The organism is Labrys sp. (in: a-proteobacteria) (genome assembly GCF_047605565.1).
Taxonomy (GTDB): domain Bacteria; phylum Pseudomonadota; class Alphaproteobacteria; order Rhizobiales; family Labraceae; genus Labrys; species Labrys neptuniae.
Map to the genome: position 1 here is coordinate 54,007 of NZ_JASGFM010000036.1, position 21,988 is coordinate 75,994.

18 protein-coding genes are annotated in these 21,988 nt (G+C 63.5%); 10 read left to right on the forward strand and 8 right to left on the reverse strand.

Annotation, left to right across the window (positions count from 1 at the left end; all coding sequences use genetic code 11):
• The first annotated feature begins 178 nt into the window (after positions 1–178).
• The 3 genes from QM672_RS25185 (at position 179) to QM672_RS25195 (ending at position 4,510) form a co-directional block, all read left to right on the forward strand.
• On the forward strand, positions 179–724 hold the full coding sequence (locus QM672_RS25185) for a cytochrome b (protein WP_415085892.1): 546 nt from the start codon (positions 179–181) through the stop codon (positions 722–724).
• Positions 725–908: 184 nt separating this feature from the next.
• Positions 909–3,509, forward strand: coding sequence for an ATP-dependent chaperone ClpB (gene clpB, locus QM672_RS25190; RefSeq protein ID WP_311934319.1), 2,601 nt, complete (start codon positions 909–911; stop codon positions 3,507–3,509).
• A 293-nt stretch (positions 3,510–3,802) separates the two neighbouring features.
• Positions 3,803–4,510 (forward strand): DUF899 family protein, encoded by a 708-nt coding sequence (locus QM672_RS25195; RefSeq protein WP_311934318.1) that lies wholly within the window; start codon positions 3,803–3,805, stop codon positions 4,508–4,510.
• 76 nt (positions 4,511–4,586) lie between these two features.
• On the opposite strand, the gene QM672_RS25200 is transcribed toward QM672_RS25195, so the two are convergent.
• The 4 genes from QM672_RS25200 to QM672_RS25215 form a co-directional block, all read right to left on the reverse strand.
• Positions 4,587–5,639 (reverse strand): ABC transporter substrate-binding protein, encoded by a 1,053-nt coding sequence (locus QM672_RS25200; RefSeq protein ID WP_415085895.1) that lies wholly within the window; start codon positions 5,637–5,639, stop codon positions 4,587–4,589.
• Between the two features lie 95 nt (positions 5,640–5,734).
• Complete coding sequence (locus QM672_RS25205) at positions 5,735–6,529, reverse strand: ABC transporter permease (protein WP_394312287.1); 795 nt, start codon at positions 6,527–6,529, stop codon at positions 5,735–5,737.
• A 4-nt stretch (positions 6,530–6,533) separates the two neighbouring features.
• On the reverse strand, positions 6,534–7,388 hold the full coding sequence (locus QM672_RS25210; protein WP_311934315.1) for an ABC transporter permease: 855 nt from the start codon (positions 7,386–7,388) through the stop codon (positions 6,534–6,536).
• On the reverse strand, positions 7,385–8,452 hold the full coding sequence (locus QM672_RS25215; RefSeq protein ID WP_415085897.1) for an ABC transporter ATP-binding protein: 1,068 nt from the start codon (positions 8,450–8,452) through the stop codon (positions 7,385–7,387). The genes QM672_RS25210 and QM672_RS25215 overlap by 4 nt, the downstream gene beginning before the upstream one ends.
• A gap of 184 nt (positions 8,453–8,636) precedes the next feature.
• Here QM672_RS25215 and QM672_RS25220 point away from each other — a divergent pair, with 184 nt between their 5' ends.
• Both QM672_RS25220 and QM672_RS25225 read left to right on the forward strand, forming a co-directional pair.
• The gene (locus tag QM672_RS25220) at positions 8,637–9,476 is read left to right on the forward strand and encodes an IclR family transcriptional regulator (protein WP_415085899.1); all 840 of its coding nucleotides are present in this window, start codon (positions 8,637–8,639) and stop codon (positions 9,474–9,476) included.
• 53 nt (positions 9,477–9,529) lie between these two features.
• Positions 9,530–10,822 carry an NAD(P)/FAD-dependent oxidoreductase gene (locus QM672_RS25225; RefSeq protein ID WP_415085901.1) on the forward strand — a complete coding sequence of 431 codons (1,293 nt, stop codon included), beginning with the start codon at positions 9,530–9,532 and terminating at the stop codon, positions 10,820–10,822.
• Between the two features lie 24 nt (positions 10,823–10,846).
• Here QM672_RS25225 and QM672_RS25230 read toward each other — a convergent pair whose 3' ends face one another.
• Positions 10,847–12,181, reverse strand: coding sequence for an MFS transporter (locus QM672_RS25230; protein ID WP_311934311.1), 1,335 nt, complete (start codon positions 12,179–12,181; stop codon positions 10,847–10,849).
• 171 nt (positions 12,182–12,352) lie between these two features.
• On the opposite strand from QM672_RS25230, the gene cyoA reads away from it, so the two are divergent.
• The 5 genes from cyoA to QM672_RS25255 are packed head-to-tail and all read left to right on the forward strand — an operon-like array spanning position 12,353 to position 17,349.
• A complete protein-coding gene (cyoA, locus tag QM672_RS25235; protein WP_376717635.1) occupies positions 12,353–13,537 on the forward strand; it encodes a ubiquinol oxidase subunit II in 1,185 nt (394 codons plus the stop codon).
• 30 nt (positions 13,538–13,567) lie between these two features.
• Positions 13,568–15,577: a cytochrome o ubiquinol oxidase subunit I gene (gene cyoB, locus QM672_RS25240; RefSeq protein ID WP_394312281.1), complete on the forward strand. Its 2,010-nt coding sequence runs from the start codon at positions 13,568–13,570 to the stop codon at positions 15,575–15,577.
• Positions 15,578–15,594: 17 nt separating this feature from the next.
• Positions 15,595–16,221 carry a cytochrome o ubiquinol oxidase subunit III gene (gene cyoC, locus QM672_RS25245; RefSeq protein WP_376717640.1) on the forward strand — a complete coding sequence of 209 codons (627 nt, stop codon included), beginning with the start codon at positions 15,595–15,597 and terminating at the stop codon, positions 16,219–16,221.
• Positions 16,218–16,607 carry a cytochrome o ubiquinol oxidase subunit IV gene (gene cyoD / locus QM672_RS25250; RefSeq protein WP_367625888.1) on the forward strand — a complete coding sequence of 130 codons (390 nt, stop codon included), beginning with the start codon at positions 16,218–16,220 and terminating at the stop codon, positions 16,605–16,607. The genes cyoC and cyoD overlap by 4 nt, the downstream gene beginning before the upstream one ends.
• Before the next feature lie 10 nt (positions 16,608–16,617).
• Positions 16,618–17,349: an SURF1 family protein gene (locus tag QM672_RS25255; RefSeq protein WP_311934307.1), complete on the forward strand. Its 732-nt coding sequence runs from the start codon at positions 16,618–16,620 to the stop codon at positions 17,347–17,349.
• Between the two features lie 4 nt (positions 17,350–17,353).
• On the opposite strand, the gene QM672_RS25260 is transcribed toward QM672_RS25255, so the two are convergent.
• The 3 genes from QM672_RS25260 to QM672_RS25270 all read right to left on the reverse strand — a co-directional run bounded on the left by QM672_RS25260 (position 17,354) and on the right by QM672_RS25270 (position 21,225).
• Positions 17,354–17,896 carry a response regulator transcription factor gene (locus tag QM672_RS25260; RefSeq protein WP_415085905.1) on the reverse strand — a complete coding sequence of 181 codons (543 nt, stop codon included), beginning with the start codon at positions 17,894–17,896 and terminating at the stop codon, positions 17,354–17,356.
• A complete protein-coding gene (locus tag QM672_RS25265) occupies positions 17,877–19,172 on the reverse strand; it encodes an ATP-binding protein (RefSeq protein ID WP_415085907.1) in 1,296 nt (431 codons plus the stop codon). Before QM672_RS25265 ends, QM672_RS25260 begins: the two co-directional genes overlap by 20 nt.
• Positions 19,173–19,284: 112 nt before the next feature.
• Positions 19,285–21,225 carry a M23 family metallopeptidase gene (locus tag QM672_RS25270; RefSeq protein WP_415085909.1) on the reverse strand — a complete coding sequence of 647 codons (1,941 nt, stop codon included), beginning with the start codon at positions 21,223–21,225 and terminating at the stop codon, positions 19,285–19,287.
• Positions 21,226–21,988: the final 763 nt, after the last annotated feature.

Below are 21,988 nucleotides of genomic sequence, written 5' to 3' on the forward strand. Positions count from 1 at the left end.
GCCGCCATCGCCGAGCCCCATACCGGTTCGAGGCAGGAATAGGGGCATAGACGGGAGGGATGATCAAGGGCGGCAAGAAAAAATGGGCGGCGCAGAATTAATTCGCCTGGCGCGGTCGATGTCATATCGTCGCCGCAGTTTTGCGCAGCTTAGAATTAATCTAATCTGGAGCCCGAACATGTCCTCCGCGTCCTACCGCCCCGTTCAAAAAGCCCTGCACTGGGCGATCTTCCTGCTGGTGCTTGCCTGTTATGGCCTCACCTATAATGAAGTGTTCTTCGCCAAGGGGGACCCGATCCGGGATCTGTCCTGGTGGAGCCATATCTCGCTGGGCCTCCTGCTTACGGCCTTGATCGCCGCCCGTCTCCTCGCCCGCCTGGCGCTCGGCACCCCGCCCTTGCCCTCGACCATGTCGGGCATGGAGGTCGCGGCGGCGAAAGGAGCCCATTTCCTCCTCTATGCCCTGATGATCGGGATCGTCGGCCTCGGCATCACTCTCACCTGGCTGCGCGGCGATGCCCTGACCTTTTTCGGCCTGTTCACCATACCCGCCCCCATGGCCCCCGATCGCGATTTGGCGCATCTGGTCAAGGAGGTGCATGAGCTGTGCGCCGATGGGATCCTGGTCGTGGCCGGCCTCCATGCCGTTGCAGCGCTCTGGCACCATTATGTCCGGGGCGACGATGTGCTGACACGCATGCTTCCAGGCCGCCCGGCGCGGTGATGCAGGGCGGCGACACGGACGTCTTGGCTTCTTGTTTGATCTGGCTCAGACTCTTGCTTCGATACCCCTTGTAGCTTCGTTCCGGCACCCCACATCATTCTCAGCGAATGCCTGCGGGGTTCGCAAATCTGTATGGCGCCTGGACGATGCTACGGGTCCCCGGGCGTGCTGGAAGGGACATAGAATGAATTTTGAACGCTATACCGAACGGGCCAGAGGCTTCGTGCAGTCGGCGCAGTCGCTCGCTTTGCGCGAGGGGCATCAGCAGTTCGCTCCCGAGCATCTCCTGAAAGTCCTGCTCGACGATCCCGAGGGATTGGCGGCGGGCCTCATCGATCGTTCCGGCGGCAATTCGCGCCAGGCGCTGAATGCCGTCGAGGCCGCGATCAAGAAGCTGCCCAAGGTGCAGGGCACGGGTGCCGGCCAGGTCTATCTGACGCCGGGACTCGCACGTGTGTTCGAGGCGGCCGAGAAGGCGGCCGACAAGGCTTCCGACAGTTTCGTCACGGTCGAGCGGCTGTTGCTGGCGCTCGCCGTCGAGAAGGATACCGAGGCCGGCAAGGCGCTGGCGGCTGCCGGCGTGACGCCCCAGAACCTCAACAAGGCGATCGAGGCCCTGCGCAAGGGCCGCACCGCCGATAGCGCCACGGCGGAGAACGCCTATGACGCCCTGAAGAAATATGCCCGCGACCTCACCGCCGATGCCCGCGAGGGCAAGCTCGACCCGGTGATCGGCCGCGATGAGGAGATCCGCCGCACCATCCAGGTGCTGTCGCGGCGCACCAAGAACAACCCCGTGCTGATCGGCGAGCCCGGCGTCGGCAAGACGGCGATCGTCGAGGGCCTGGCGCTGCGCATCGTCAATGGCGACGTGCCCGAGAGCCTCAAGGACAAGGCTTTGCTGGCGCTCGACATGGGTGCGCTGATCGCCGGCGCCAAATATCGCGGCGAGTTCGAGGAGCGCCTGAAGGCCGTCCTGAACGAGGTGACATCCGCCGACGGCGAGATCATCCTGTTCATCGACGAGATGCACACGCTGGTCGGCGCAGGCAAGGGCGAGGGGGCGATGGACGCGTCCAACCTCTTGAAGCCTGCTTTGGCACGCGGTGAGCTGCATTGCGTCGGTGCCACCACGCTCGACGAATATCGCAAGCATGTCGAGAAGGATCCGGCCCTGGCGCGGCGCTTCCAGCCCGTCTTCGTCGAGGAACCCACGGTGGAGGACACCATCTCCATCCTGCGCGGCCTGAAGGAGAAGTATGAGCAGCACCACAAGGTGCGCATCACCGACAGCGCGATCGTGGCGGCGGCGACCTTGTCGAACCGCTACATCACCGACCGCTTCCTGCCGGACAAGGCGATCGACCTCGTCGACGAGGCCGGCTCGCGGCTGCGCATGCAGGTGGATTCCAAGCCCGAGGAGCTCGACGAGCTCGACCGGCGCATCGTCCAGCTCAAGATCGAGCAGGAAGCCCTCAAGCGCGAGAACGACGACGCCTCCAAGGATCGCCTCGCCAAGCTCGAAAAGGAGCTGGCCGATCTGGAGGAGCGTTCGTCCGAACTCACCCAGCGCTGGAAGTCGGAGAAGGACAAGCTCGGCCGCGCCGCCGATCTCAAGGGCCAGCTCGACAAGGCCAAGAACGAACTGGCCGAGGCCCAGCGCCGCGGCGAGTACCAGCGCGCGGGCGAATTGACCTATGGCATCATTCCCAAGCTCGAAAAGGAGCTGGCGGAGGTCGAGGCGTCCGAAGGCAAGGTCGGCATGGTGGAAGAGGCCGTGACGGCGGATCATGTCGCGCAGGTGGTCTCGCGCTGGACGGGCGTGCCCGTCGACAAGATGCTGGAAGGCGAGAAGGACAAGCTCCTGCGCATGGAGGACGTGCTGGCGACCCGCGTGGTCGGCCAGGGCGAGGCCGTGCAGGCGGTTTCGACCGCGGTTCGGCGCGCCCGCGCCGGCCTGCAGGATCCCAACCGGCCGATCGGTTCCTTCATCTTCCTGGGCCCCACGGGCGTAGGCAAGACGGAGCTGGTGAAGGCGCTTGCCGCCTTCATGTTCGACGACGACACGGCGATGACCCGCATCGACATGTCCGAATATATGGAGAAGCATTCGGTGAGCAGGCTCATCGGCGCGCCTCCGGGCTATGTCGGCTATGACGAAGGCGGTGCGCTGACCGAAGCCGTGCGGCGCCGGCCCTACCAGGTCGTGCTGTTCGACGAGATCGAGAAAGCCCATCCCGACGTCTTCAACGTCCTCCTGCAGGTGCTGGACGACGGCCGCCTGACGGACGGGCAGGGCCGCACCGTCGACTTCCGCAACACTTTGATCATCATGACCTCCAATCTGGGGGCCGAATATCTGGTCAACCAGAAGGAAGGCGAGGATTCGGACAAGGTGCGCGAAGAGGTGATGGCGGTGGTGCGCAGCCACTTCCGGCCGGAGTTCCTCAACCGGGTCGACGAGATCATCCTGTTCCACCGCCTGAAGAAGGCGCAGATGGGCGCGATCGTCGATATCCAGATGACCCGGCTGCAGAAGCTGCTCGACGAGCGCAAGATCACGCTGCATCTCGACGATGCCGCGAGAACCTACCTTGCCGACAAGGGCTACGACCCGGCCTACGGCGCACGCCCGCTCAAGCGCACCATCCAGCGCCTGGTCCAGGATCCGCTGGCCGAGATGATCCTCTCCGGCAAGGTGAAGGACGGCTCGACCATCGAGATCGGAGCGACCGGTTCGGGCCTGGTCATCGGCGGCCAGGCAGTGAATGCCAGGGCGGCGTAAGGAAATATCAGCCGAAAAACGAGAAAGCGGGCCTTCGGGCCCGCTTTTTTATGGCAGCTGAAGCTGAAACAGCCACCATATGAATCGCGGCAACTATGCGCTAGAGCAAAACGCGTTCAAGTGTGAACGCTTATTTTCTCAAACTTTTTGTCCCGACGCGTCTTTGCGATTCTTGGCGACTCGGTCAAATCGCAAAACGCTATAGGCTCAAAAATGGAACCCGATTGTCGGGTCGGTGCGTTGAGAAACGTCCTTGGAGCGTAGCGCCATCGACGACAATCGAGGAGAAACGCATGACCGCGACCATGAGCGGGCTGAAACCCGCCACCGAACTGGCAGCCTTGAACGAGGCCCGGATCCCGAATGAGAACGAGGAGTATCGCCGCGCCCGAACCGCACTGCTTGCGGAGGAAATCGAACTTCGCCGCCATATCGAACGCGTGGCAGAAATGCGCCGCGCGCTGCCGCCGGGAGCACCCGTGACAAAGGATTATGTCTTCGAGGGGGAGAACGGGCCTGTTCGTTTCGCAGACTTGTTCGGCAGGCATGAGAGCTTGATCGTCTACAACTACATGTTTGGTCCCGAGCGCAAACGCCCGTGTCCGATGTGCACCGCGCTCCTCGGCGCGCTGGCGGGTAATGCGCAGGATATCCAGCAGCGCGCGGCGCTTGCCGTCGTCGCGCGCGCCCCGATCGGGCGGCTCACCGATTTCAAGCAGGAGCGGGGCTGGCGGCATTTGCCGCTCTACAGCGACACCAGCGCCGAATTCGGCCGTGATTTCGGGACCTGGCGCCCGGACGGGGATTATCCGGGCTACAATGTCTTTACCCGGCGCGACGGCTCCATCCGTCATTTCTGGGGCGGCGAGATGGGCGGCGTGACCGCCGATCCCGGGCAGGACCCGCGCGGCGCACCCGACTTCACGCCGCTCTGGAACGTGCTCGACACCACGCCAGAGGGGCGCGATCCGCATTGGTATCCGAAGGTGGACTATGATTGACCGATAGCGACAGTGCTGCGAGGCAGCACGGCTGCGCCGGGGCCGGCATGGCCGGGCCGGTCCGGCGCAGGTGATGTCAGCGCTCGATGGTCTTGTTCCAGCGATTGTTCCATTCGGGGCGCTTGGCGTTGATGGCGTCCCAATCGAGCGTGATGACGGTCTTCATATAGCCGTTGAAGGCATCGAGCTTGGATTGGGCGACGGGATTGGAGGCCTTGGTGCTGGGATTGGAGGGAATGATGTTGCCGGCATTCAGGGCCTTTGCCTGCGCTGCCGCCGACATCAGATAGGCGGCCAGCTTCTGCGACAGCTCCGGCTCCGAATTCTTGGCGGTGACGCACTGGGCGATCATCAGCAGCACCGAGCCTTCCTTGGGCTGGACATATTCGACCGGCAGGCCCTTGTCCTTCAGATTGCCGATCGCCGTCGGCGTCAGCGGGAAGATCGCGGCTTCGCCCGTCTGCACCATTTCCGACAATTTGGCCGAGCTTGGAATGAACTCCAATACGTTGGGGGCAATGTCCTGCTTGATCTTGGTAAAGCCCGGCTCGACATTGCCCTCGCTGCCTCCTTTGATGCGGTTGACCATCAGCAGGGCATGCAGGCCATAGGTCGAGGTGGCGGCGGATTGGAAGACGAGCTTGTCCTTGAATTTCGGGTCGGCCAGGTCGAGCCAGGAGGTCGGCGCCGGCCAGCCATTCTCGTCGAAGATCTTCTTGTTATAGCCGATGCCGGTCATGCCCATGTCGATCCCGGCTGCCATGTCGCCCTTGATGCGGGCGCTGGCCGCGATTTCGTTCAGTTCGGGCGAGGGCTGCAGCTTTTCGCACAGGCCCGAGGAGATCGCACGCATCATCACACCGTCATCGAGGAAGATGAGATGCATTTGCGGGTTGTCCTTGGACGCCGTCGCCTTGGCGAGGATGTCGGTCGAGGTGCCGGGCACGACGACGATCTTCACCCCATTGGCTTTCTCGAAATCCGGGAAGACGGCTTCGGTGAAGGTCTTCTCGTAGGGGCCGCCATTCATGCCGACATAGAGCGTCTTGTCTTGGGCCAGTGCGGCAGATGATGCGCTGATGGCCACGGCGAACGACGCGGCGGCTCCTGCCAGAAATTTCAGGTTCATTCCAATCCCTCTCGTGATGTGCAGGCCCATGTCGGTTTTCGGTTGTCGGCCTGGCGCGGACCTGCACCCCGCGTGGGCCATTTTCCGGAAGGTTCTTACCCTTTGCCGATCAGCACCCTGTCGAGCCCGAAGGCACGGTCGAGGATCAGCATGGCGCAGGCCGTCAGGGCGATCATCAAGGCCGAGACCGCCGCCATCATCGGATCGATCGACTCCGTCGCGTACATGTACATGCGCACCGGCAGCGTGACGGTCGATGGAGCAGTGACGAAGATCGACATCGTCAGTTCGTCGAAGCTGTTGATGAAGGCGAGCAGCCAGCCGCCGGTGATGCCCGGCAGGATCAGCGGGGCGGTGATACGGCGGAAGACCGTCCACTGCGAGGCTCCGAGCGTTCTTGCCGCATGCTCGGCACTGCGATCGAAGCCGGTGAGCGCCGACAGCACCAGCCGCAAGACATAGGGCGTGATGATGACGGCATGGCTCAGCACCAGCCAGGCGAAGCTGCCCTGCACGCCGATGAGGGCGAACAGGCGCAGCAGGGCGACGCCGAGCACCAGGCTGGGAATGATCAGCGGTGAGAGGAACAGCGCATTGAGGGCGTCGCGCCCGGGGAACTCGAAGCGGTCGATGGCCAGGCCCGCCGGTACCGAGAATACCACGGCGATCGAGGCCGAGAGTGTCGCGACCCAGATGCTGTTCCAGAACGAGGCGACGAAGTCGGGATGGGCGAACACCGCCTTGAACCAGCGCAGGGATAGGCTGGTGGTCGGCAGGGTCAGGGTGTTTTCGGGGGTGAAGGCGACGATGCAGATGACCACCAGCGGCGCGAGAACGAAAGCCACCACGAGCGTGTGGAAGATGAGGGCGAGGGGGCCATTCTTCTGCATCGATCTACCCCAAAGCCTTTCTCGCCCGCGACTCGACGATGCGGTTGTAGGTCACCATGATCGCGAGATTGGCGACCAGCACGACGATGGCGATGGTGGCTCCCAGCGGCCAGTTCAGCTCCTGGAGATATTCGTCATAGACCAGTGTCGCCGCCATCTTGAGGCGGCGCCCGCCGAGCAGGCCGGGGATGGCGAAGGCGCTGGCCGACAGGCCGAAGACGATCAGGCTGCCCGAGAGAATGCCGATCGTCGCCTGCGGCATGACGATGCGGCGGAAGCTGGTGAAGCGCGAGGCGCCGAGGGTACGGGCAGCCGCCTCGACCATGGGATCGAGTTTCTGCAGTGCGGTCCAGACCGGGATCACCATGAAGGGCAGCATCACATGGACCAGCGCGATGACGATCGCCGTTTCCGTGTAGAGCAGCCGTACCGGCCCGAGCCCCATCAGTTGCAGGGCGGCGTTCACTAGGCCGGTCGGGCCGAGCAGCATGCTCCAGCCAAAGGCACGCACCACCACCGATACCAGCAACGGCCCGATGATGACGAGGAGGAAGACGGAGCGCCAGGGTTCGCGCATGCGCGAGAGGATGTAAGCCTCCGGCATGCCGATCAGCGCGCAGATTGCCGTCGTGATCGCGGCTATCTTCAGCGTTCGCCAGAAGATCCCGAGATAATAGGGGTCGGTGATCACCTTGACGTAGTTGTCGAGGGTGACGGCATCACCAATGCCGGTCGAATAGTCGTAGACGCGGAAGGAAAGCGTGACCGTAAGGATCAACGGGACGATCACCATCACGGTGAACAGCAAGAGGTTCGGGCCCGCCAGCAACCAGGGGATGGCTCCCTTGCGGCCGGTCATGGCGCGGCACCCGGCAGGGGTAGTTCCAGGCGGGCGCTGGCGGCATCCCAGCGCAGGGACACCGCGTCATGAGGGCCAGCCGGCTCCTGTCCGTCGTTGGGAGCGGAAACGGTCAGGGGCCCGGCTGGTGTGTCGACGTTGAAGAGCCAGTAGCTGCCGAGGAAGAAGCGCGAGGCGATGCGCCCGTCGACCACGCCCTCTCCCGGCCTGCCCAGCAGGATGCGTTCCGGACGAATTGTCAGGGTGATGGCCGCCCCGTTCTCGGCATGGTTGGCCTGTGCCGGCAATTGGCTTCCGCCTGCCAGCGCGACGCCGAGAGCGCCGTCGGTATGCCAGATCGCCTCGAGCCGGTTCATCTTGCCCACGAAGCCTGAAATGAACGGCGTGGCCGGGCGCTCATAGAGGCGATAGGGCGGGTCGACCTGCGTCATCCGGCCGGCTTCCATCACGACCACGCGATCGCTGATCGACAGGGCCTCGGCCTGGTCGTGAGTCACCATGATGGTCGTGGTTCCCACGCTTTGCTGGATGCGCCGCAACTCGAACTGCATCTCCTCGCGCAGCTTGGCGTCGAGATTGGACAGAGGTTCGTCCAGCAGCAGCACTGGAGGGCGGATGACCAGGGCACGCGCGATGGCGACGCGTTGGCGTTGTCCACCGGACATCTGGCGCGGATAGCGGTCCGCAAATCCACCGAGTTGGACGAGATCGAGGGCTTCGGCGACGCGCTTGTCGCGCTCCGGTCGCGATACGCCCCGCATCTCCAGCCCGAATGCTACGTTCTGGGCGGCCGTCATGTGCGGGAAGAGGGCGTAGTTCTGGAATACGATGCCAAGACCGCGTTTCTCGGGCGCAAGGCCCGTAATGTCCTGGCCATCCAGCACGATGCGCCCGCTGGTGGGTTCCACCAGCCCCGCGATCATTTGCAGCGTGGTGGTCTTCCCGCAGCCCGAGGGACCGAGCAGCGAGATGAACTCGCCCTTGTGAATCGCGAGGTCGACGTCGCTCACCACAGTCAGGGCGCCGTATCGCTTCGACAGCGATTCCAAGGCCAGGAAACTCATCTCACCTCACAGAGAACGTTTGGGGCCTTCAGCCTTGGCGGAAGCGAGGCGATGGAAACGCATTGGGGACTAGGCAGTCAACATTAAATTCCGTAGAATAGAATTATGAGTGATTTAATTCTGATATATAGAAAAATTATACATATAATGACTAAAATTTTCTGAAATAAGGAATACCATTGAGATGGCCGCTTCCGATGACATGGCGATTTCCACCGTAAGGCGGGCTCTGGAGCTCTTGCGCATCCTGGCTGGCGGTCCGCCGGAAGGAATGCGCCTGAAGGATATTGGCGAGGTGGTGGGCTATGGGCAGTCGATGGTCCACCGGCTCTTGCAGGATCTGATCCTGGAAGGCGTCGTCGAACAGGTATCCGGGAGCAAGCGTTACCGGCCGGCCCTGGAATTTTTCGTCCTGGCGGCGCGGATCGGGGAATCGAGCGGGCTGCGCAGATTGGCCGGGCCGACCTTGCTGCGGCTCTCGGCGACGCTGAGCGAGTCCATTTTTCTGCTGGTGCGTACCGGCTTTGACGCCGTCTGCCTCGACCTTGTCGAGGGGCCCTATCCCATCCGCTCGTTCACCGGTGATATTGGCGGCAAGGTGCCGCTCGGCCTGGGACAAGGGAGCCTGGCCATTCTCTCTCACCTTCCCGAGGCGGAGCAGGAAGCCGTGATCCGCTTCAACATGCCCCGGCTGATCGACAAGGGCTTCCTGGATGAGGCCACCTTGAGGGTGGCGATCGCCAAGGCCCGCGAACAGGGCTGGGCCGATCTCAATTCGGGCTTGATTCCCGGCATGGCGGGCGTCGGTGTTCCCGTCTTTGACGCGCATGGCCTGGCGGTCGCCTCGCTCAGCGTGGGCACGCTTGCCGAACGGCTGACGGAGAGCCGGCTCGCCGGCGTCGTCAAGGTGATGAAAGCCGAGGCCGAGGAACTCAGCCAGCGCCTCAATCCCTTTGACATGACGCTACGTCATCCCATGCGCAGCCTGGCATTCGCCAAGCCCGTCTCCTCCGGGCGGAGCTAGAGGCTGCCATGGGCCATGGATAGCGTGCCGATGAACACTTGCGGGAGTGCCTGATGGCGCGTCTGACTTATCCGAACTATTCCAGCCATTGCGGATGGAATGCGATGCTGCCGGCGCGGGAGGCCCGTGCCGCGCTGGAGGGCGACATCCGGGTTCGCTATGCCGTCATCGGTGCCGGATATACCGGCGTGGCGGCGGCGTGGCGCCTCGCCGAGCTCGACCCCACCGCCGAGATCGTGCTGCTCGAATCCGGCAGTGTGGGTGAGGGCTCCTCGGCCCGCAACTCCGGTTTCCTCGGCCGAAGGGTGATGCCAAAGGACGCTTCCGACGACATGGCGGCGAAGGCGCAAATCCTGTCGCGCTATCAGGCGGAAGGGTTCGACTGGCTCAAGGATCGGATCGATGCCCACGGCATCGATTGCCAGCTCAAGCGCACCGGCTATATCCGGACGGCCGCCACCGAACGCGGCAGGGCGGTCGTGGAGGCTGCCCGCGACATTGCCCGCAAGAACGCCATCCCGCATGAGGTCCTGTCACGGCTCGATCTGGAGCGGCGGATTGGCACGGCCTATTACACCATCGGCCTTCATCTGGAGGACAACTACCTGCTGCAGCCCGCCGCATTGATCCGTGGCCTCGCCGATGCGCTGCCATCCCAGGTGACGCTGCACGAGAACACGCCCGTGCTCGCCATGCGCCATGACGGCAAATGGCGTCTGGAAACACCGAATGGTGTGGTTACCGCCGATAAGGTCGTGCTCGCCACCAATGGCTTCATTACCAAATTCGGCTATCTGAAATCGCGCCTGGTGACGATCTACACCTATGCAGCGGTCACCGCGGCGATGCCGGATGCCGACAGTCGCTGGGCCGGTGCCGATGCCGATTGGGGCGTCCTGCCCTCGCATCGCTTGGGCACGACGCTGCGCCGCATCGGCGACAACCGGCTGATGGTTCGTAGCCTCTATTCCTATGAAGATGAACTGGACGAGCCACGCGTCATCCGTGCCTTGAGAACACGTTTCGAGCGGCGTTGGCCGGCGCTGCGCCATGTGCCGTTCGAGTATGTCTGGGGCGGGACGACGGCCTTGACCATGAACGGCTCGCCCTGGTGGGGCAGGGTGGATGAAAACCTCTATGCCTCCGGAGGATGCAATGGCGGCGGCATCGTCAAGGGAACGCTGCTCGGCAAGCATATGGCGGAAATGATGACGGGGCACGGCGACCAGAGCGAATTGTTCGCCTCGCTGGGACTGGCCAACTGGATCGCACCCGAACCGTTCCGCGCGATGGGATTCCGGGTGATTTCAGCCTATGAACGGCACCGCGCCGGCCTCGAAATGTAGAGGCCGGCAAAGCCGCAATACCGATCAGTCCTTTGAATCGCTGGTGCCCTTGCGGATGCCTTCGAGGTTGATCCACAGTGCAATCAGCGTGCAGACCGCGCCCGAGAGCAAGTAGACGCCGGAGGAGGCGAGGCCGAACCAGGAGGCCAGCGCCAGGGCGACGAAGGGGGCAAAGCCCGCGCCGAACAGCCAGGCGAGGTCCGAAGTCAGGGCCGCACCCGTGTAGCGGTAGTGGATCGGAAAATTCATGTTCACCGCACCCGAAGCCTGGCCGAAGGTCAGGCCGAGCAGGATAAAGCCGCCGATCATGTAGATGAGCTCGCCCGTCTGGCCGCCATTCAGCAATTGCGGCGCATAGCCTGAATAGATGGCGATCGCCATGGCACAGACCGCGATCAGGTTGCGTCGGCCGAAGCGGTCGGCGATCGGGCCGGAGGCGACGATGGCGGCGAGCCCGAACAGGGCGCTGAAGATCTCGATGATCAGGAACTGCACCACGCTCTCATTGGTCTCCAGCACCACCCAGGCAAGTGGGAACACCGTGACCATGTGGAAGAGGGCGAAGCTCGCCAGCGGCGCGAAGGAGCCGATGATGATGGTGCGGCCCTGGGCAGCCACCGTCTCCGCGATCGGCTTGGGCTGCAGTTCCTGGCTCTGGAACATCTCGGCATATTCGGGCGTGGCGATGATGCGCAGGCGCGAGAACAGCGCCACCACATTGATGGCGAAGGCCACGAAGAAGGGATAGCGCCAGCCCCAGTCGAGGAAGTCGCCCGGGCTGAGCTCGGTGTAGAAGAAGGCGAACAGGCCGCTGGCGACGATCAGGCCGAGCGGGGCGCCGAGCTGTGGGATCATCGCCCACCAGCCGCGCTGGCCTTCCGGGGCGTTCAGGCTGAGCAGGGCCGGCAGGCCGTCCCAGCTGCCGCCGAGCGCGATGCCCTGGCCGATGCGCAGCAGCGCCAGCAGGACGCCGGCCCAGGCGCCGATGGTGCCGTGATTGGGCAGGAAGGCGATCGCGGCGGTGGAGCCGCCGAGCAGGAAGAGCGCGATGGTCAGCTTGACCTCGCGGCCATAATGCCGGTCGAACAAGGTGAACAGCGCCGAGCCGAAGGGACGTGCGAGGAAGGCGAGGGCGAAGATCGCGAAGGAATAGAGCATGCCCGTCAGCGCATCGAGATGCGGGAAGGCAAGCTTGGGGAACACCAGCACGGAAGCGATGGCATAGACGAAGAAGTCGAAATATTCCGACGTCCGGCCGATGATCACGCCGATGGCGATCTCGCTGGGCGTGATGGTGTGGCGCTTGGCGCCGTGCTGGCCCGCGGCCCCGGCCGGATGCATGGAAGTCGTGGTGCTCATCGTCCCTCGGCTTTCTCCAAAGCCCCTAGCCCGCTCGACGGAAGCCGTGCAGTATGGGGGTCCCTTGCGTACCTATTGCCGTCTTCATGATGATATTGTCATTGGACAAAATGTCCAATGGGCAGCCTGAAACCGGAGGCGTATCGGCACGACATGCGAATGCTATCCCGAATGCCGTCCCTTAGCTCCGTCCGCTTGCGCAAGCTTGCCCGCCTGGCCATGGCACTGCCCCTGGCGGGCCTGCTGGCGGGCTGCAATGCCGTGGTGCTCAGTCCCTCCGGCGACATCGCCGCCCAGCAGCGCGACCTCCTGGTGTTCTCCACCGTGCTGATGCTGGTGATCATCATCCCGGTGATGGCGCTGACGGTGCTGTTCGCCTGGCGTTATCGCCAGTCCAACAAGGCGGCGCGCTACGAGCCGGATTGGGACCATTCGACCCAGCTCGAACTCGTGATCTGGGCGGCCCCGCTCTTGATCATCATCATCCTCGGCGCGATCACCTGGACGGGAACCCACCTGCTCGATCCCTACCGGCCGCTCGAACGCGTGGCCGCGGGCAGGCCGGTGACCAAGGAGGTCAAGCCGCTCGAGGTCCAGGTCGTGGCGCTCGACTGGAAATGGCTGTTCATCTATCCCGAATATGGCGTGGCCAGCGTCAACGAGATGGCGGCTCCCGTCGACCGGCCGATCAATTTCAAGATCACCGCCTCGGCCGTAATGAATTCCTTCTATGTGCCGGCACTGGCGGGCATGATCTATGCCATGCCGGGCATGGAGACCAAGCTGCATGCGGTGATCAACGCGCCGGGCGAGTATGAAGGCATTTCGTCCAATTACAGCGGCGCCGGCTTCTCGGGCATGCGCTTCCGCTTCCACGGGCTCGACCAGGCCGGCTTCGACCAGTGGGTCGCCAAGGTCCGTGCCGGCGATGCCGGAACGCTCGACCGCCCGGCCTATCTCGCACTGGAGAAGCCGAGCCAGAACGTGCCCGTGCGCTATTACAATGCGGTTGCCGATGATCTCTATCACGCCATCCTGAACATGTGCGTCGACGCCAACAAGATGTGCATGGACAAGATGATGGCGGTGGATGCAAAGGGCGGGCTCGGCAAGGAGGGTATCAACAATGTCCGGCCGCTGCTCTACGACAAATATGCCCGTCGTGGTGCGGTGTTCGGCCCTGAGCCCTATTTCGTCTCCTCATTTTGCGAGGTGCCGCGGTCCGGCGCGCTCGATACCTGGAAGCGCAGCGTTCCGGCGCTGAGCCCCAAGCCCGCCGGCCTCACCGGGGCCAGCCTGTCGATCCCGCCCGCCTCCCGCCAGTTGCCGCAGCTCTCCGCTGCGCAGCCCGGCTAAGTGCAACCTCATTCACGAGCGGTTTTTGCCATGTCTTCTGAAACGGTTGCGGTGAGCCCGATCTTCGGTCGGTTTACACTTGAAGCCATCCCCTATCACGAGCCGATCCTGGTCGCGACCTTCGCGGCGGTGGCCATCGGCGGCATCGGCCTCCTCGGTGCGCTGACCTATTTCCGCGTGTGGGGCTATCTGTGGCGCGAATGGTTCACCAGCGTCGACCACAAGCGCATCGGCGTGATGTATATCGTGCTGGCGCTGGTCATGCTGCTGCGAGGCTTTGCCGATGCCATCATGATGCGCCTGCAGCAGGCGATCGCCTTCGGCGGGTCCGAGGGCTACCTGCCGCCCCATCACTACGACCAGATCTTCACGGCGCATGGCGTCATCATGATCTTCTTCGTGGCGATGCCCTTCGTCACCGGCTTCATGAACTTCGTGGTGCCGCTGCAGATCGGTGCGCGCGACGTCTCCTTCCCCTTCCTCAACAATTTCTCGTTCTGGATGACGGCGGCCGGCGCGGCCATCGTGATGATGTCGCTGTTCGTCGGCGAATTCGCCAAGACGGGCTGGCTCGCTTATCCGCCGCTCTCGGGTATTGCCTACAGTCCGGATGTCGGGGTCGACTATTACATATGGGGCCTGCAGGTCGCCGGCGTGGGCACGCTGTTATCGGGCGTCAACCTGATCGCGACCATCGTCAAGCTGCGCGCCCCCGGCATGACGATGATGCGCATGCCCGTCTTCACCTGGACGGCGCTGTGCACCAACGTGCTCATCGTCGCCGCCTTCCCGGTGCTGACGGCGGTGCTCGCCCTGCTGTCGCTCGACCGCTATGTCGGCACCAACTTCTTCACCAACGACCTCGGCGGCAATCCGATGATGTATGTCAACCTCATCTGGATCTGGGGCCATCCGGAGGTCTACATCCTCATCCTGCCGGCCTTCGGCATCTTCTCGGAAGTAACGGCCGCCTTCTGCGGCAAGCGCCTGTTTGGCTACACCTCGATGGTCTACGCCACGGTGGTGATCACCATCCTGTCCTATCTGGTCTGGCTGCATCACTTCTTCACTATGGGCTCGGGCGCCAGCGTCAACTCCTTCTTCGGCATCACCACCATGGTGATCTCGATCCCGACCGGCGCGAAGATCTTCAACTGGCTGTTCACCATGTATCGCGGCCGCATCCGCTTCGAGCTGCCGATGATGTGGACGCTCGCCTTCATGCTCACCTTCGTGATCGGCGGCATGACGGGCGTGCTGCTGGCCGTGCCGCCGGCCGACTTCGTGCTGCATAATTCGCTGTTCCTGATCGCCCATTTCCACAATGTGATCATCGGCGGCGTGCTGTTCGGCATGTTCGCTGGCGTCAACTACTGGTTCCCCAAGGTCTTCGGCTTCCGGCTCGATCCGTTCTGGGGCAAGATCTCGTTCTGGTGCTGGGTCGTTGGCTTCTGGGTCGCCTTCATGCCGCTCTACATCCTCGGCCTGATGGGCGTGACCCGGCGCGTCAGCCATTTCGAGGATCCGTCCCTGCAGATCTGGTTCGTGATCGCCGCCTGCGGCGCCGCGATCATCGCCGTCGGCATCGCCGCGATGCTGATGCAGTTCTTCGTGAGCTTCCGCAAGCGCGAAGAGCTCAAGGACGTCACGGGCGATCCCTGGGATGCCCGTACGCTGGAATGGTCGACCTCCTCGCCGCCGCCGGCCTACAACTTCGCCTTCACGCCGGTGGTGCATGATCTCGATGCCTGGGCGGACATGAAGCGTCGCGGCTACAAGCGCCCGCTGGAGGGCTACAAGCCCATCCACATGCCCAAGAACACCGGGGCCGGCATCATCCTGGCCGGCTTGAGCGCGGTCTGCGCGGTCGCGCTGATCTGGTATGTCTGGTGGCTCGCAATCGCCAGCTTCGTCACCCTGCTGGCTGCGATCATCATCCATACCTTCAATTATAACCGCGACTTCCACATCCCCGCCGAGGAGGTGGCCACCGCCGAGAATGCCCGCACGCGCTTGCTGGCGGCGGCAGGAGAACGCTGATGTCGCAGACCATCCTGATGCCGCAGACCGAGGCCGCAGACAGCCAGGCGCCGGTCTTCCACCTGCCGGAAGAACCGCATCATCCGGAAGGGTCGAGCACCATGCTCGGCTTCTGGATCTATCTGATGAGCGACTGCCTCATCTTTGCGATCTTGTTCGCCACCTATGGTGTGCTCGGCGGCAATTACGCTGCCGGTCCCTCGCCCAAGGATCTGTTCGACCTGAAACTGGTGGCCTTGAACACCACCATGCTGCTGCTCTCCTCCATCACCTATGGCTTTGCCATGATCTCGATGCAGGAAAGCAAGGTCGGCTCGACCCAGGCCTGGCTCCTCGTCACCGCTTTGTTCGGCATGGCCTTCGTCGGCATCGAACTCTACGAGTTCTCGCACATGATCCATGAGGGCGCGACGCCGCAGCGCAGCGGCTTCCTCTCCGCCTTCTACACGCTGGTCTCCACCCACGGCCTGCACGTTTCCACCGGCATCCTCTGGCTGTTCACCTTGATGGTGCAGGTCGCCCGCTACGGCCTGACCTCGGCGAACCGCCGGCGCCTCATGTGCCTGAGCCTGTTCTGGCACTTCCTTGACGTCATCTGGATCGGCGTCTTCACCTATGTCTATCTGATGGGGATGCTGCGATGAGCGCCCACACCCACCAAGACTCCCACCACGGCGCCCATCACGACGAGCATGGCTCTTCGCATGGTTCGCGCAAGAGCTACCTGATCGGCTTCGGCCTTTCGGTGGTGCTGACCTTCATCCCGTTCTGGCTGGTGATGACGGGCGCGCTTGAGTCCAAGGTCGCGACCTCGTTGATCGTGATCTCGCTGGCCGTGATCCAGATCATCGTGCACATGATCTATTTCCTGCATATGGACGCCAAGTCCGAAGGCGGCTGGAACCTGATGGCCCTGATCTTCACCATCGTGCTGGTGGTGATCACGCTGACGGGCTCGCTGTGGGTGATGTACCACCTCGTCAACAACATGATGCCGATCTCGGCGCATGACATGCGCAACATGCCGTGAGCCTGATGCGATGACGACGCCGGGTGGCCGGCCGGACCGGCCACCACGTTCTCGACGTGGTTTCACCGTCTTGGTGGCGGCTCTCGTCGTCGCCTTTGCCGGCTTTTGTGCCCTGGGCGTGTGGCAGGTCCAGCGCCTGGGCTGGAAACTCGACCTGATCGCCCGCATCGATGCCCGTATCCATGCCGAGCCAACGCCGCCGCCGGGCCCGGCAGCATGGCCCGCAATCGCTGCGGACAAGGACGCTTACCGCCGCATCCGCCTGGCGGGTGAATTCCTCGATCGCCCGCCCGCCTTCGTGCAGGCGACCACGGCGCGGGGAGGCGGCTTCTGGACGCTGTCGCCGCTGAAGACGGAGCAGGGCTTCGTGGTGCTGGTCAATCGCGGCTTCGTGCTGCCGGAAGAGCGTGCCAAGGCGGGCAATGCTGCCGGGCCGGCCGAGGTGATTGGGCTGCTGCGGCTCAGCGAGCCCAAGGGCGCTTTCCTGCGCAGCAACGATCCCGGGGCCGATCGCTGGTATTCGCGCGACGTGGCTGAAATCGCCGCCGCCCGCGGCCTCGGTGCCGTCGCTCCCTATTTCATCGATGCCGAGCGGCGGCAGGCCGGCGAAATTCCAGCCGGCGGCATGACGGTGGTCGATCTGCCCAACAACCATCTGGTCTACGCACTGACCTGGTTTGCCCTCGCCCTGATGACGCTTGGCGGGCTGGTCTATACCGTGCGCGAGCGAAGAGCGGGTTAATCCCTCATTTCAGCCGCCGCTTCTCCAGCTTGCGCGCCAGGGTGCGCCGGTGCATGCCGAGACGGCGTGCGGTTTCGGAAATATTGAATTCCGTCTCCACCAGCGTCTCGTGGATGCGTTCCCATTCGAGATTCTTGATCGAGGTCGGGGTCTGCGTGGTCGGCACGCTGGTGTCGCCGTCGCTGCGCTGGAAGGCCGCCTCGATATCGTCGGTATTGGAAGGCTTGGCCAGGTAATGGCAGGCTCCCAGCTTGATCGCCTCGACGGCGGTGGCGATCGAGGCAAAGCCCGTCAGCACCACGATCTTCATGACGGGGTCATGGCCATGCAGGGCCTTCACGCATTCCAGCCCCGAGCCGCCGGTAAGCTTGAGGTCGACCACGGCAAAGCCCGGTGCATGGCTTGCGAGCAAAGCCTGCATCGGTTCGAGGCCGGCCGCGACCTCCACGGCATAGCCGCGGCGCTCGAAGGATTTGCGCAGGGTTCGGGCGAAGGTCGCATCGTCCTCGACGATGATAAGGCGGCGCTCAGCCGGGGAGGGGGGCATCGGTTACTCCTTCGGGCGACAGCGTCGCCATCGGCAGGGTCAGTTCGACCAGGGCGCCGCCATTCAAGAGGTTCTTGGCCGTGACGGTGCCGCCGAGCTTGCGGGCGACATTGACGACCAGGAACAGGCCGAGCCCGCCGCCCGGCCGATTCTTGCTGGAATTATAGGGTTTGCCGAGCTGATCCAGTATGTCCTTGCCGAAACCCGGCCCTGCGTCGGTGACAGAGAGCGTGAGGCGGTCGCCGCGCCGCTCCAGGGCGATGCCCACCCAATTGGGCGAGGCTTCGAGCGCATTGTCGAAGATGTTGAACACCACCTGCTTGAGGGCGTCGTCCGAGACGATGGAGACATCCGTGCCGAAGGTGTTGTTGTAGTCGAGGCGGGCGGGGGAACGGCTGGCGCGCCATTCCTCCACGAGCTCGTTGAAGAAGCTGATCACGCTGGTGCGCCGGGTGCCTTCGCCACGCACCTCGCCCGATGACATCAGGATGCCGGTGACGATCGTCTTGCAGCGGTCGAGCTGGCCGCGCATTTCGGTGAGTTCGGCGGCGATCTCCTCGTCTTCCCGGAACATCGCCATGCGCTGCCAGTCGCTCAGGATCACCGAGAGCGTCGCCAGCGGCGTGCCGAGCTCATGGGCAGCGCCGGAGGCGAGCAGGCCCATGCGGACGATATGGTCCTCTTCGGCCGATTGCTGGCGCAGGCTTGCCAGATGGGCATCGCGGGCGCGCAGGTTGCGGTTGATGCGGGTGACGAAGAACACCAGCAGGATCGCTGCCAGCACGAAGCAGATGAAGGTGCCCTGGACATGCAGGTCGGCCAGGTCCGTGCCGCTCTGCACCGGGATCGGCAAGGGGCGGTTGAAGGTCGCCAGGCCGACGAAGCAGGCGCTGGTGGCCGCCAGCAGCGTCCAGGTCGACCATGCTTCCAGCAGGACGCCGCCGATGATGACCTGCAGGAGGTAGAGATAGATGAAGGGATTGGAGGCGCCGCCGCTCAGATAGAGCTGTACGGTGAGGGCGGCGACATCGAGCATGAGCTCGAGGAAGAGCTCGGTATTGCCCACCAGACCCTGGCTGCGCAGCCGGACCAGGCCGACGACGTTGAGCGCGACCAGGAAGCCGATCACCACGGCCATCTCGAACAGCGGCAGGGGAATGCCGAGCGCGAGGTCGACGAACAGGATGGTGATCACCTGCCCGATCACGGCGAGCCAGCGCAGCTGGATCAGCAGGGCAAGGTTTTTCTGGTCGGTGGTGTCACGAATGGTGGTCATGACAACTTACTAGAGCGTTTTCCAGAAAAGTTGATAGCAGAACGGTTGGCGAAAATGCCGCGGGGGCGGGCCGTCGTCGAGCCATTGCCGGCGGTTACCCGGCCTCAGCTCCTCAGCTCTTGTTGGTGCCGGTCGCAATCTCGGCGACGGGGGCTTTGCTCATCAAAGCGTTGATGCGGTCGCGCTCGGCCTTGAAGGAGGCGAGCAGCTCGCCATTGAGCTCGCGGCCCTGAGGCAGCTTGATGCGCATCGGATCGACGAAACTGCCGTTGATCTTCACTTCGTAATGGATATGCGGGCCCGTCGCCAGGCCCGACTGGCCGAGATAGCCGATGACCTGACCCATCTTGACCTTGGCGCCGACGCCTGTGCCCGAGGCGAAGCTGTTCATGTGCGAATAGGTCGAGAGATAGCCGTTGGCGTGCTGGATCTCGATGTGGCGGCCATAGCCGTTGGTCCAGCCGGATTTGACGATGGTGCCGTTGCCGGTGGCCAGGATCGGCGTGCCGACCCGGTCGGCCCAGTCGACACCCGTATGCATCTTGTAATAGCCGAGGATCGGATGGCGCCGCATGCCGAAGGTGGAGCGCATCTCGCCGCCATTGATCGGCTTGCGGGTCAGGAATTTGCGCGCCGATTTGCCGTCCTCGTCGTAATAGTCGACCTGGCCGTCGTCGGGGCTGGCGAAATGATAGTAGCGCTTGAGCTCGCCATTCACGGTCAGCGCCGTGTAGAGGATGTCGCCGACCGGATTGCCGGCGTCGTCCTGCTCGTAGAAGAGCTCGAAATTGTCGCCCGGCCGGGTGTGGCGGGTGAGGTCGACGTCATAGGCATAGACGCGCAGCAGGCGCTCGATCATTTCCTTGGGCACCTGCTGCTTCAGGGCCGTCTCGTAGATGGAATAATAGAGGCGGATACCGGTGCCGCTGTCGCCTTCATCCTCGTCGTCGCCGCCCTGATTGTCCTGGGCGTTGGCGGCGATGTCGGTCGAGCTCGGATCCTGTACGGAAACATAGCCGCCGGTATCGGCAAGCACCACGGTGCCAAGATGCTTGTCGGCATTGTAGACCGACAGGCGTACGGGCCTGGAATGGGGGTCCTCTTCCTCGCCCGGAGCGACCAGAACCCGTAGGCGCAGCCCGCCATGCAGCTTGCCGGCATCGCCGAGCGCCTTGGCGATCTCCTGGATTTCCTGCGGTGTTGCGCCGAGGCGCCCCAGAATGCCGGCGAGCGTGTCCTTGTCCTCCACCGTGATGGTCTGCTCGCGGGAGGAGACTTCGGGCGCCGTCTTGGCGATGTTGGTGAAGTTCTCGGGCACGATGGTGATCTTGAGCGCCGAGTCGGGGTCGGTCTGCACGTCGGTCTCGCGCAGGGCCGTCAAATCGGCGCTCTCGGCGCGATCGTCGTCGGCGGCGAGCGCCACGAATTGCGGTGGGATGATCGCGGCGGAGGGATCGTTACCTTGGGTCTGTGCCCGCACCAGCGCGAGCACCTGCTCGTCGGGCAGCAGGGGGCCGGAGGTCGGCTGGAAGTTCACACCGACGAGGTCGCGGTTGGCCACGGTGACCTCGCCGTCGTCGGGCGCCTGCTCGACATGGGCGGTGGCGGGCGCCAGGGCCGCGTCCGGATCGGCGGAAAGAGCCTGGGGATTATAGGGAGGCACCTGGGAGGCGAGGGGGCCAGAAGCAATCTGCAGGCTGGCGAGCACGCGCGCGAAGGGCTTGACCTTGATGACGTCCTTGTCGCCCACCTTGGTGGTGGTGGAGACGCGAATGACCTGATGCGCTTCCATCGTATCGGTCTGGATCAGGATACGATCGGTCTTCTGGGTAGAAGTCTGGGCCTCGCTCTCGCGCACGACGGTGGGGGCGATCTGCGGTGCATGGCCCACGCTGTATTCGCCGTCCAGAGCGGCATAGACGGCTCCGCCCATGAGGCCGGCACCGCACAGGCCCGTGAGGACCGTTCCCGTCAGCCAGCGGATCGAGACCTTGCGCCGATCGGGCGCTCGCCCGCCATCTGCCGAAAGCGGCGCCTGCGTTCCGGGATCCACGATCCCGTACCGATCCTGCCGCCTGTCTCTATAGGTCGTCCGTGGTGACAAATTCGATCGTTCCGCCAGAAATACGCTGAACCCAAAACGCCGAGGCGTGAGGCGGGCGCATGGTTGGTAGGAAGTTGCCCTTTTCTTGGGGGCGGACCGTGCCCTAGCTGGGCGCGCCGGTCAATTCCAGATCCATCTTAACCCCTGATCAATTGGGCCGATTTGGGGCGATGCATGACGATTCCATGAAATTCGGGGTGGAATTGATGATCGGGCGGCTGCCCATATGGAGCGGGGATAGGATCCGAGGGGCTAGCTATGGAACCCGCGCGCGCTGCGCGCGCGAGAGGGCGAGGGCCGTGCTTTGAAAGGAGGGCCGGGACGGTTGCGTGTCGAGGCCCCGAACAGGGAGACGGCGTCCAGGGCTTGAAATGCCAGTGTCGAATATCCATGTAGTGACAAGCGGTTAGCGGGGTACGCCGGGTAGCTTTCCACAGGCCCTCCAAAAAAAGCGTCATGCAACCGTCAAAAAAATGAAATCGGCTGTTGACGGGCGGAAAGAGCCCCTCTATACAGCACCCATCGACGGACGGCGCTGCCGCGAATGAGCGGCGGGGCTGATTTGTTGCCTCTTCTGCTTAAGATCGCAAGGTTCTGAACCTGGTGAGAGCTGGGTCGAAGAGGCGTCTGGAAGATTGAACGAGTTCAGCTCGTTTCGGCTATTTGACAATTGCATCGGAAGAAAGAGAAGCGTAGGCGACGATGTCCTTGC